At 40.4% G+C, this 12,534-nt stretch carries 11 protein-coding genes; 3 read left to right on the top strand and 8 right to left on the bottom strand.

What is annotated here, in order from left to right:
* Positions 1–3 precede the first annotated feature (3 nt).
* The 8 genes from VM640_RS11155 to VM640_RS11120 form a co-directional block, all read right to left on the bottom strand.
* Positions 4–771 (bottom strand): electron transfer flavoprotein, encoded by a 768-nt coding sequence (locus VM640_RS11155; RefSeq protein ID WP_325392197.1) that lies wholly within the window; start codon positions 769–771, stop codon positions 4–6.
* 164 nt (positions 772–935) lie between these two features.
* Positions 936–2,087, bottom strand: coding sequence for an acyl-CoA dehydrogenase (locus VM640_RS11150; RefSeq protein WP_325392196.1), 1,152 nt, complete (start codon positions 2,085–2,087; stop codon positions 936–938).
* Complete coding sequence (locus tag VM640_RS11145) at positions 2,048–3,157, bottom strand: CaiB/BaiF CoA transferase family protein (RefSeq protein ID WP_325392195.1); 1,110 nt, start codon at positions 3,155–3,157, stop codon at positions 2,048–2,050. Before VM640_RS11145 ends, VM640_RS11150 begins: the two co-directional genes overlap by 40 nt.
* A 22-nt stretch (positions 3,158–3,179) precedes the next feature.
* Positions 3,180–4,436: an MFS transporter gene (locus VM640_RS11140; protein WP_325392194.1), complete on the bottom strand. Its 1,257-nt coding sequence runs from the start codon at positions 4,434–4,436 to the stop codon at positions 3,180–3,182.
* A 300-nt stretch (positions 4,437–4,736) separates the two neighbouring features.
* Positions 4,737–5,366 carry a CoA transferase gene (locus VM640_RS11135; RefSeq protein ID WP_325392253.1) on the bottom strand — a complete coding sequence of 210 codons (630 nt, stop codon included), beginning with the start codon at positions 5,364–5,366 and terminating at the stop codon, positions 4,737–4,739.
* Positions 5,303–5,842 carry a CoA transferase gene (locus VM640_RS11130; protein WP_325392193.1) on the bottom strand — a complete coding sequence of 180 codons (540 nt, stop codon included), beginning with the start codon at positions 5,840–5,842 and terminating at the stop codon, positions 5,303–5,305. Before VM640_RS11130 ends, VM640_RS11135 begins: the two co-directional genes overlap by 64 nt.
* Before the next feature lie 430 nt (positions 5,843–6,272).
* A complete protein-coding gene (locus tag VM640_RS11125) occupies positions 6,273–8,237 on the bottom strand; it encodes a sigma-54 interaction domain-containing protein (RefSeq protein WP_325392191.1) in 1,965 nt (654 codons plus the stop codon).
* 468 nt (positions 8,238–8,705) lie between these two features.
* Positions 8,706–9,713, bottom strand: a complete 1,008-nt coding sequence (locus VM640_RS11120) for an ABC transporter substrate-binding protein (RefSeq protein WP_325392189.1) — start codon at positions 9,711–9,713, stop codon at positions 8,706–8,708.
* 558 nt (positions 9,714–10,271) lie between these two features.
* Here VM640_RS11120 and VM640_RS11115 point away from each other — a divergent pair.
* The 3 genes from VM640_RS11115 (at position 10,272) to VM640_RS11105 (ending at position 12,450) form a co-directional block, all read left to right on the top strand.
* Entirely contained in the window at positions 10,272–10,895 is a 624-nt protein-coding gene (locus tag VM640_RS11115) for a flavodoxin family protein (protein WP_325392187.1), read from the top strand.
* A gap of 280 nt (positions 10,896–11,175) precedes the next feature.
* The gene (locus tag VM640_RS11110; protein ID WP_325392185.1) at positions 11,176–11,859 is read left to right on the top strand and encodes a hypothetical protein; all 684 of its coding nucleotides are present in this window, start codon (positions 11,176–11,178) and stop codon (positions 11,857–11,859) included.
* 24 nt (positions 11,860–11,883) lie between these two features.
* The gene (locus VM640_RS11105) at positions 11,884–12,450 is read left to right on the top strand and encodes a hypothetical protein (protein ID WP_325392184.1); all 567 of its coding nucleotides are present in this window, start codon (positions 11,884–11,886) and stop codon (positions 12,448–12,450) included.
* The last annotated feature ends 84 nt before the right edge of the window (positions 12,451–12,534 follow it).

Below are 12,534 nucleotides of genomic sequence, written 5' to 3'. Positions count from 1 at the left end.
CCTCTATTTCAATTCTCCAGAGATTTTAGCGATAAATTGTTTAATCGCTTCCTCAGAATCCCCTTCGATAATCTCTTGCTTCCGATCGACTTGTTTAGGAGCTTTGGTTTCCAGAACCTCAATCGAATTCGCCGGTTTGGCTAAATTGACATCGTTTGCAGTCCAAACGGTTGAAGGTTTTTTCCCTGCGGCCAAGATTTGCTTCATACTCGCAATGCGAGGTAAATTGATATCTGACGTCACCGAAACCACAGCCGGTAAAGTCAGTTCAATTGTTTCTACTTCAGCTTCTAAGGTACGCTCGACGATAACTTTTCCGTCAACTTCAGTAATTTTGCTAATACTATTGATCGTGGGGACATTAAGCAGTTGACCCAGCTGTACGCCAACTTGTTGAGCATATAAATCGGCTGAACCTTCTCCACAGAGAACAAGGTCATACGCTCCAATTTTTTCAATCGCTGCTTTTAAGGCAAGCGAGGTCTGATGGGTATCCATGTTGTCTAGGTTGTCATCAGCCACAATATATAAACTTTCCGGTCCACGGGATAAGACGTTTTTCTTTAATTTCGAATCATCGATCTTTAAACCACCGACACTTAAACCCATTAAGGTTCCGCTATTCGCTTCAATAAGTTGAGTTCCAGCTTCTATACTGTTCAAATCGTAATTACTAATGGTCATTTTTGCTCTCTCGAAAGAAAGATCTCCATTAGAAGTTATGATAATGTCTTCTTCCGGCACTACTTTAAAACACGTAATAATATTCATAATTACACCTCAAATACAATATTATATCGATGGGCTACAAGCGTCCCATGACTTCTTCCACTGCTCTATAGGTTTTATGGATAGAAACCTTAAGGCAGAAATTTTAATGAAAACATCTGCCCTTGAGTTAAACCAAAACGTTTGACTACCGTTGTAGTTTATTCTTATTTAGCGTATTTTTTGAGGAGTTCTCTTCCAGCAATATGCACCATAATTTCGTCAGTTCCGCCCGCGAATTGCCATCCACGTGCATCCTGCCACGCTCTGGAGACTCGGGTTTCTGTGGTGTATCCAAGTCCGCCAAAGATTTGCATCGCATCAGAACATACTTCGGTTGCTGTCATAGCACAATAGCGCTTGCATAAAGCGGACTCTAACTTAGTAGACATTCCATTATCTTTTTTCCATGCCGTTTGATACAGCATATTGCGCATATTCATAATTTTAATTTCCATGTCAGTTAACTTTTGTTGAATCAGTTGGAATTGACCAATAGGTTTACCAAATTGTTCTCTTTGTGCAGCATAAGCAGCTGCATCATCCATAGCAGCTTGGGCTAATCCTAACGAGAAAGAACAAATCAACAAGCGCTCAACTTCAAGATTTTTCATTAACTGAAGAAAGCCTTTACCATGTTCTCCGACTAAGCAGCTTTCATCAATTTCGACCTTGTCCAGGTACATTTCACAGAATTGAGAAGTTGTCTGTCCAATCTTATGAAGGGGTGCAAATTTCACTCCAGAAGTATCAGAAGGGAATAACCACATCGATATAGCTTTATTATCTAAATCAGAAGATTCGTCTTTCGCAAAAACTAAAGAGTACGGCGCAACCCCACCATGAGTAATAAAGGTTTTACTTCCATTGATATAAACTTTACCATTCTTACGGACTGCTGTTGTTGCCATTCTGCTATTATCAGATCCAGCTTGAGGTTCCGAAATAGCTAATAAAAATGCAGGGTTGCCGGTTTCTTTAGTAATATCTAGTGTTAATTTGATTTGTTCTGGCGTTCCAAATTCGACTATATCGTACATGTTTAGAATATTAGACAAGAGAGGAATCGTGGCGCACGTTTGACGAGTTAATTCTTCTGAAACAAGCATTAATGTTGTAATATCGGCTGGTGTACCACCATATTCTTCTGGGATACCTAAAAAACCAAATCCGGATTCAATAAATGCTTTATTGAATTTTTCGGATACAGCGTGCTCTTGATACCATGTCTTTACTTCAGCCTCGGTCACTTCTCGAGCAATCAATTCTGTTAAACTTTCTAATAATAATTCTTGTTCTTCAGTCTTTCGAAAATCCATGTTAATTCCTCCTGATTATTAAATTTGGGGTAAGGAGCTGTCGAAGTTAGAAAGGAATTTCCCGGCACATATTGGGTGGAAACATAATTCAATCCCCATTTATGCTCGATTAAGCCTCTCTCTTTGACGTAAATATAATTTTGTAATTCACTCGTTTCTAAAACAGGAGCCATACAGCAATCTACTTTTAAGGAAAACTCAACCCACTCACGGAAGGTTCGGCTTTTAAAAACGTTCACCATTTCTAAATAATAAGGATTATCTAACTCGGCCAGTGTTTTTTGATAAGGGATGAGATCTTCCTTACTCACTCCTTTGCAGAAGTTGACCCAGAATTTCTCTTCTATGGCTCCTAAAGTGACATACCGCTTGTCCATTGTTTCATAGATGTTATACGCGATCCCGTGGTCATTGATCCCATGTTCTTCATGAGTAGCCGATTCATGGGATACATGAAGTCCCATCATTGAAAGCATGCTATCAGTTATAGATACATCCAAATAAGCGCTTTTCCCAGTTCGTTCTTTTTGTACTAATCCTGTCAAAATAGCCTCACTGGCCACGATTCCCCCAATTAAATCAGCAAAGGCAATATGGGGTTTTAGAGGTACTCCTGCAGCGTCTTTCAATTGAGCTAGAACACCGCTTAGAGCCATATAGTTTAAATCATGACCCGCCATATGAGAAATCGATGTGTTTTGACCATAACCCGATAAAGAACAGTAAACAAGCGAAGGATTTATTTGTACTAGGCTGTCATAATCAATTCCGAGCCGTTTAGGAACCCCAGGTCGGAAACTTTCAATGACGACATCCGCCGTCCGGATGAGTTTCAAAACTTGTTGACGTTGTTTTTCATCCTTGAGATTAATGGCCATACTTTTTTTACCTCGACTTTGAGAACGGAAAATACATCCTTCTTCCCCGTTGATCGTATCCATGAATCGAGCAGGATCCCCTGTTGGCTCTTCGATCTTGATAACCTCGGCCCCTCGGTCGGCTAAACGCAACGTTGCAAAAGGTCCTGGAAAGTAGCGTGTAAAATCAATAATCTTGATTCCTGAGAGCAATTAAAACCCTCCGTTCCAAGTATTACTCCGCCGTATGCGGTACTTTTTTTGTCATACTCATAACTGCATATCCAAGAACGAATGCCAAGACAAGAATCCCGCAGGCGACAGCCAAAGTTAAGGCATAGCTGCCAGTTCCATCGATGACAAAGCCCCAGGCAGAAGATCCGATGGTCGAACTTAATGCTGCCGCAATTGAAACATTACCAAAGATCTGGCTGTAATCGCGGCTGCCAAATGCTTTTCTGATAGTCATGGGCACCACGACGTTGTTGCAGGCATAACTGACGCCGTATAAGAAGCCGCCAACCATAATCACCCATACGCCGGCTTTGCCCATGAAGATCATCATACCCATTCCGATAATACCGCCGGCAATCCCTACAACCAGACCGGCCATAACATTTATTTTATCAATGATGATACCCAGGATAATCTTGCCGAACATATTCCCGAACATGCTGGCGGAAGCAACTGTTGCCCCAATCGTCAGCGTCATACCCAAAGAGGTCGCATACGAAGGAAGATAGGCGTTAATATTCGTAACAAAGGCTATAGCGAATGCGAACAGAAGTGCGATATAGAAATAACTGCTTTTAAGCGCAACAGAATAAGAGATTCCCGTTACCGGTGCAGCAGCAGTGACAGTTCCAGCCTCCCCTGTATCCCCAAAGGGTTTTAATCCTTTATCACTCGGGTAACTACTGATCAGCAAGGCGCAAGGAATTCCGACAACTGCGGTAACAATGGCATAGATTAAATAGGCTGTCTGCCAGCCACTATTGGTAATTACTGACCCGGCGATGGGATTGAAAATAACTGCACCCACACCTGTAAATGCCGAACATAATCCTAAAAAGAAACCAGTTCGCGTTTTGAACCAACGGTTAATCATGGTAGGTACAGCAAGATATAACAGAAAGGCTTGGCATGCTCCCATGAAAGCACCAATGACATAGAAATGATAAACACTAGTCGATCTCGACATAGCAAAAAAGCTAAGGGCTATAACTGTTACAGCCGTTGTCAAAATCGTGCGGGCATTGACTTTGGCATATACCTTACCAGCAAAAGTCAGCGTAAGAGCTGCAGCCAAACAAATAATGGACATGTAAATGGCAAAAGTTCCTTTTCCAACCCCTAAAGCCTTGCTTACAGGGCCATAAAAAACGCCTGCTGCATTAAACGTCAAGGCAGCGGCCGTCCCCATGATTCCACATAATGCTATAACAATAACGTACGCATAATGAAAGCCACCGTTTTTTTGATTATCGCTCATAGCTTTCTACCTCTTTCTAAATATTATTAGTCCTAAATTTAAGCCGGATACCATTTGAACAAACAATAACTTTTACACGAGAGGGCTTACTTATGTACCTCCTTCATCACTATTCTCTGGTGGCACAATTCGAATTCTTTGTAATATATAGCAACTTTCATGCCAACCCTAATTACTTGATTTCCTAAGGTTTTTTAGGAGTTGTTGTCTAAAATCGTCGAATTAGATTGTATAAATGTGTTCTCTAGGTTGGTTAATCCAGGGTTGTCTCTTTTAGACAACCCTGATTATAAGAATCTATTAACAGGTTGGATCTTGCTTCAAAATGTTTTTCATGTAAAGTTCTTTAATTTTTTCAGGAGCGTAACCCAATTCTTCAAGAATATCTTCATTATCCAATCCATAACTGGGGGCTTTTCTCCATACTTGACCAGGATTGTTCTTAAACCTTGGGCATAAAGCTGGAGCCACGAACTTCCCGCCTTCAAATGCATCGTATTCCATGAAGACGCCACGGGCTTTATAGTGCGGATGATCTTGCATTGTCTTGTAAGTCACGATGGCACTCGACACAATTCCATTATCATTCAGAATTTTTTCTGCATCCATTACTGTGTGCTCCGCACAAAATTCAGTCAGCTTCGCATCCAGTAAATCCCCGCCTGGAGTTCCTTTAAAAACAGCATATTTATCTTCTGGGAATTCAGAAGAGCCAAATTCAAGGCCTAATAAAGGCAGTCCTTTTTTCAGGGTATTGGTACTCAGGAAGAAGATATAGATATATTCGCCGTCTTTACACTTGTATGGTTTACACCCAGCAAAAGTAGGACTCTCAGACCCTGCACGTTTTCTTTCGATTCCATAATTTATCCAGTCACTGGGGAATCCCGCCTGGATACTGAGCATTGCTTCAAATTGTGATAAATCAATACTATCGCCCTTGCCTGTTTCCTTCGCTCTAATATAGGCTCGATAGCGTCATAAGAGCCTCTTTTTAGATACTCAGGATCACCGGTTAAACCGTAACCTGTGATGTGCAAAATCACGAGTTTAGGATTTGCTTGCCAAAGAACTTCATCAGCCAGGCCGCGTTTATCCCATGCACCTGCTTTTGAATTCTCAATAAAGATATCTGCATCCTTAACGAGATTCAATAAAACTTCCTGTCCTTCCGGTTTAGCGACATTTAAAACCATAGCCCTGTGGTTGCGACGTTCCTTGTTCAGATACGACATAGAATCCGTTGTTCGATATTGATCTTTTACTATCGGACTTTCGACGAAGATAACATCCGCACCAAAATCTGCCATCATTGCGGCCGAATATGGGGCAGACGTAGACAAACCACAGCTCAGTACTTTGATACCGGTCAAGGGACCAAATTTCGGAACTTCCGAACTTTTCACGCTAGCACCTCCAAATTATTATTGATTTTCGTTTTAAGAAAAAATGTTCAACAAAAGATAACCCAGATTATTTGGAGTATTGTTTTACCAATGCCCTGCCGGCAGGTAGCTGTTCTTTACGCATAAGATATCTTTCACATTTTCGTCTATGCTTCGCCTCCTCTTTGACACTATATATAGCAACTTTCATGCCAACTTAAGCCCCTTGATTTTCAAGGGGCTTTTCAGAGTCTTCGTCTTATATTGTCGAATATTGTACAAATATGTACAATCCTTCTTGTACATATTTGTACAATCTAGAGAACTACATCTTCTGGTTTCTTCTATTGATGCATGCAAAAGAGGATGTAAGGAACTTTATGTTCTTTACATCCTCTAATTGACTTTAATACTTTTATTACTTTTATTACTTTTATTACTTTGATTATAGTTACTTTAATTGATAATCCCTCAATTTTTTATACAAAGTGCTCCTGCTAATACCTAATTTCTCAGCGACCTGAGATTTGTTTCCATTGTATTCAATCATTAAACTAAGTATTTTCTTTCTTTCCTCTTTATCAAATTCTTTTCCCTGGCTGCTAATTTGCCCGAATTCTTCACGATCTTCGCATTCAAAGTAGTCAACAATATCATAAGGCAAATCTTTAAGTTCTAAAAATCGTCCTATCGCATTATTTACACCGCATTCGATCGTATTTCTTAATTCCCTTGAATTTCCTGGCCAAGGATACCGTACCAAATAGGACATAGCCTCTGGCGAAACCCGTTCTACTTTTTTATCGAGTTGTTCATCAAAATGGTCAAGATAATAATTAACTAAAAGTGGAATATCCGTAATTCTCTCTCGCAAAGCAGGTAAACGGAGATGTATTACATTGATCCGATAATATAAATCTAAACGGAACGTTCCCTCTTTGACCATCTTTTTAAGATCTCGATTGGTCGCACAGATTAGTCTAACATCAATAGGAGTCGTAACATTGCTCCCAATTCGAGTAACTGTTCGTTCTTCTAAAACCCTCAGGAGGATTGTTTGGGCAAACAAAGGCAACTCACCAATTTCATCTAAGAAAAGAGTTCCTTGATCTGCATATTCAAATTTGCCCATGGAACCACCTTTTCGAGCTCCGGTAAAAGCGCCTTCCACATAGCCAAATAATTCACTCGCAATCAATTCCTGCTGAATCGCCGCACAATTCAAGGCAACAAAAGGTCCTTCTTTCCGAATACTTGCATTGTGGATGGATTGAGCAAAGAGTTCTTTTCCTGTTCCACTTTCCCCCGTAATAATAACAGAACTATTACTTTGACCAGCAGTTCTAGACTTTTCCTTTACCCCTTTGAGCTCGCTGGAATTTCCAATAATGTTATCAAAAGTATAATAGGCCTGTGAGTTTGAAATTTTATTTACCGTCCGCCGAACACCTCTAGTATCGCATAACGTGATAATCAGCCCTGAAATTTCTAGGCCTTGAAACATGGGCGTAACATCCATACGCATGAACTGTGAATGGGCGTGATTATTATGGAAAAAAACTTCTTCAAAGATAATTTTGTTTCCTGTGTGCAAACAGGTTAAGGCTTTTTCTAACTCCGGAAACAATTTTAGACAATCTATATTTTTAACTTCATCTAATTTCATTTTAAACCAATTTAGAAATGTGGAATTAGCTGTAATAATCTTCCCAAAAATATCAATAAAGAGAATCCCTTGATTCTTATTTTCTAAAAATTGAATAAACAAATTGGTTTTCATCGCCAACTCCAAATTTATCCTATAATCCTCAAGCGTTGCCTTCCGGGCTTTATGAAATAGTTGAAGATATAAATGAAACAAATCTGTGAACTCGTCTTTGGGTAAAATTATAAGCGTATAAGTTCGACCATTAAAATCCTCGGAATAAAAGCAATGGGTTACAAAAGGTAATAAAATATCAAGATAATGTTCTTCCCCCACAACCCAAGCTTCCTGATTCGCTTCTTTAATCAATGCTACCCCAGTGGTTCCTAGCGTTTCCTCTGTTATACAGGTTCCAATTCCGATATTTAAAGCGTTAAAATAGCGAAGCATATCTTCGTTTCCTCTTTGAGAAAATACGATACCGTCATCATAGGCATAAAATAAAGCTGCTCGACTTCGATCACACGTTTCATATAAGGAAGCTACAATTGACTGCAAAACAGAATCTCTTAAATAAGACATATCCTTCGTTACGACAATACTTCTTAAGGAATTCTCCATTGAAGAAAGTTCATGTTTTAATCCTTCTGCGTGGCATCGTTTCCAAGATTGTGCAATTTCAGATCTTACTTCTTCTTCAACAAAACAACCCGTAGCAAAAAAAACTTCCCTATTTTTTTTCATATTAGATTCATTATAGTTAAAGTACATTGACCTCAACTCCTATGAGTTATTTAAAATTGGCATATTTTTTAAGCGCACGAAATAAATACTTATGTTTGTGATTACATGTACAATATTATTCGACTTTATATTACAAATTCCTCCTTAGTCTTTAAAGCCGCCAGCCAAGCTGCATCCTTGGAAGCAAAAGAACCGTCCCTATGCTTTATTCTAAACTAAATGCCTTGATAAAATCCGTCTCAATATCATTATTGTTTTCATATTTCTTCGAATTAAAAAACGCCTACCCTTATTGAAAGGATAGACGTCTACTAGCTTTGTGCATCAATAAAAAAATACACTTTCCTTAAGAAAAGTAACTACCTAAATACAGATGCTAATCAAAGTGGTTAGTGCGCTTAGGCCAATTTTCTCGTCAAGGATGGTACTAAAAAAAAAGACAGTTCTCCTGCTTCATTTTCAGAAGCAACAGAACCGTCCCTAATTTGAGCTAATTTATTTCTTCTCTACAACCTGGATCGCTTGCTTTAATATATTGTCTGGAAAAGTGATCCCTAATGCTTGTGCAGTATCTTTATTCAAGTAAATATCCATCTTGCTCATAGTCCGCGCGGGAATATCTCCAGCTTTTCTACCGTTTAAGATCTCAACGGCCATATCTGCTGTTTCTTTACCAAGAGTCGTATAATTAATTCCATTGGTGGCCAAGCCCCCATCTCGCACTAAGGAATCCGCGGTCACGTAAACAGGTAACTTCGCCTTGATACCGATTTGGGAAACTATAGGCATCGCCGTTGCGACGGTATTGTCGTTAGGAATAAGAATGGCATCCACTTTCCCAACAAGTGAATTTGCAGCCTGTTGAACTTCGGAGGAGTTCGTAACGGTTGCCTCAATGACCTTTTTATTATTTCGGGCGGCATAATCCTTTAAGCTCTGGATAACCCATGCCGCATTGGATTCCCCTGGATTGTAAATTGTACCGATGGTTTGAATATTTGGCGTAATTTGATCAGCCAATTCCATGACTTTCTCAGCGGACACTGCATTTGAGGTCCCAGTTACATTGCCACCGGGTTTTTCAAAATTAGTGATCACTCCAGCCCCAATCGGATCTAGGACTGCCGAGAACAAAATAGGAATTTCCTTGGTTTCGCTAACTACCGCTTGGGCTGAAGGCGTAGCAATAGCAATAATCAGATCATACTTGCCATTAGCAAACTTCTGTGCCATCGTTTTCAAGTTGGATTGATCACCCTGGGCATTCTGATAATCAATGGTGATGTTTTCACCGTCTTTAAATCCTTTATCGCTTAACTCCTTGACAATAGCTTCTCTAATTTCATTCAGTGAGGGATGCTCAACAATCTGCAGGATCCCCACCTTTTTCTTGGGTTGGGAATTCGATGAATTCTGAGTCGTATTACTCGAACAAGCTGTTAAACTAAGCATTAAAAGCAGGGACACCATAACCGCAAGCATTTTAGGTAATCTTTTTTTCATTGAAGAATCCTCCCTTTTCAAAATAATAATATTCTTACGGGTTCTTCTCTGCAAGGTACCAAAACAACAAACGCCTGCCCTTATGAAAAGGACAGGCGTAAACCTGCGGTACCACCTTAATTAATGCACGAAAATGCATTCTCTTGCAAAGTGCCATCACACCCTCAGCCCAATAACGCTGGCTTTGCGTCAATAGCTACTAAAGTCCTTCGACCTTTTCGCTTTGCCCTCAGGGGTCCATTGATCCGATCCGTGCCTGCCAAGTTTCCAGCCCTCTCGGCTCTCTTTAAAGTCGGTCTTCGGTTTTACTTCCCCATCATTAGTGTAAAGAAACAATAACATTAAAAAGGTTAAATTTCAATAGTTTTCTACTATTTATAATTTTCTCGAAAAATCAAAGACTTCCTGAACTCATGGTGCAGGAGCCTTTAAACCTCATGGTAACATGGGTAGCATCGCAAAAGTTGGGGAGGTTCACTATAGAGTATTGTTATGATATGATATAATTTAATAATAATTCTGAAAAGTTAGAAATTTGTAGGAGAGGAATGCATTGAGATGAAAATTATCGCGATCAATGGAAGCCATCGCAAGGGGAAAAACACGGCCGCACTTCTTAATAACGTGTTAGAAGAAGCCGCCACACTGGGCGCCACGACTGAGTTGTTAGAACTAACCGATTTTAATATCAAATTTTGTATTTCTTGTAACAAATGTCTAGGGAAACCACAGTGTTCGATTACTGATGATGATATGGCTGCCGTGGGTAATAAACTTCTGGCTGCAGATGGGATCGTACTGGGTTCTCCTGTATATTGGAGCAACGTTACAGCATTAATGAAAAATTTCATGGATCGCACCCGTTATTTACACATGATTAAAAACTTGCTAGCCGGCAAAGTAGGAGCAGCAATAACTAACTCCGGGTTGCGTCATGGCGGGCAAGAAGCAACTTTAAAAATTATGGAATATTTCCTTCAGGGCCACGGTCTGCACCTTGCTGATACTCGTGACCCAGAGGGTACGATCATGTCCGCTGGTGTGACAGGCTCACTGATGGCAGACTTCAAAGATGACAAGGTAATCTGGCGGCGCAGCGCGACCGATGATGAATTAACCGTTACTGCCTGCAAGCAGCTAGGGCGGAATATGGTAAAGCTAATTGAGCAGTTGAATAAGTAAACGCTCTATCCCAAAAGATAAGGGGACAAGTAATTCTTCCTAAAACGGAAAGACTACCTGTCCCCTTCTTCATGATCTTTGTCGTGAGGAACTGCTCTTTACCTTCATGTTCAAACCGAAAGCGCCTGAAAAGCAACTGTTCATCCCATAATAGTTTCAATGTTCCGAATAATCATATTATTATTAAGTAGGTGTTTCTCACTTATTACTTAAACAAGGAGGTGGCAAACGTTCAACTCAGCAATATTGTCAATGAAATGAAATGAAAGGGGAATAAGTTATGGAGAGCCATCAACCTAAACCGCGATGGGGACAACCACTTACTGGATTGATTGCGCTTACTGTCTTCACCGTTATTGCCTTAATCGTGTGGTGGATATTTGCTGATCCCCGTGGGTTGTTCCATACGTATGAACAACCTTTTTTGGCTTTTCTCGCCTGGATGATTCTCGTTGGCCTCTGGCAAAGCATGCACTTTGGTAATTATCCTTTTGCAAATTTGCCCTCAGGAAAGAGATTATTGGTTCAAACTGTAGTTAATTTAGCAGCAGTATGGTTTATCATTTATGGTATATTTGGTCAACTTATTGGCCCGTTTTCCATACCCTTTTGGAGTCAAGGTGCACTCGAAGAATCTATGCCCTCGCTGAGTCATCATCTACTTGCGGATAATGTGGGTGCAGCATTAACCCTGTTTGTCCTTATCGGATTTTTCACCTACGCGTTTTGGACAATCGCCTTCCAGAAATGGCCCTTCGCCGGAATGAAACAGCCCGCGCTCGGTCTAGCCGAGTGGGGGATCACGACCTTTTTTACAGTTTTGTTCTTTGGGCTCCTAATCTTCCCCCACTTTGCGACCTATCTCGTCAGTAAGGAGTTTTTTGGACATACAATCTGGTGGGGATGGCTCTCGTCTATGATTGGCGGGAAAAGTGCAACGGTTAATTTTAACGTCGGTTGGTAGGAATGGTCGATTATATATCTATTCATGACTGCCAACGTATGGGAAGGTAAACCGTTTCATCTGATCAAAAAGCAGCCGTGGCGCGGGATAGTCACAGTCATTGCGATTTTTGCCTTGTCACTTTTTACTGTTAAACTACTCATGACTGGTATGACCTTAATCTACGGTCCTGTGGATCCTGCTGCTAAAGATGGCATCATGAATATAGAATATCGCTATTATCATACGGCATCGATGGCTGGGTTCACACTCTTTCCCTTCCTTATTTGGAATCATTATTTCGATAATTGGCCTCAGAAATGGGGAGTGGTTACCGGTTGGCTCATTCGTACATTCGGCGTGTTCATCGTAGCCGCTATCATCGGCTTTATCTATTATGCCGTGTGTGAACCCCTCCTCGGGTTGCCCTCCGTTTTTGCAAATAACCTCATTGAATATCAAGGCATGCACCTTAATAACAAGCCCTTGGTCTGGTTATTCTGGTGGATTATCCCCGTATTATGGAATGACTGGTTTGCTCATAAATGGCCCTTCTATGTTGAAGAGAAACCGAAGGTCAGCCACTATGAGAAACCTTCAGCCCAGGCTTAATCAGCACTAATTGCACAAGGCAATACTTTATCTTGTCTAATCCTATCAGCAGAAAACCTGTATTTCCTTGTTCTAAAAGATACT

Origin of the sequence: Desulfitobacterium sp. (assembly GCF_035539115.1) — a bacterium.
Classification (GTDB): Bacteria; Bacillota; Desulfitobacteriia; order Desulfitobacteriales; family Desulfitobacteriaceae; genus Desulfitobacterium_A.
The sequence above is the reverse complement of the archived record's forward strand: the minus strand, read 5'-3'. Positions and strand labels throughout refer to the sequence as shown.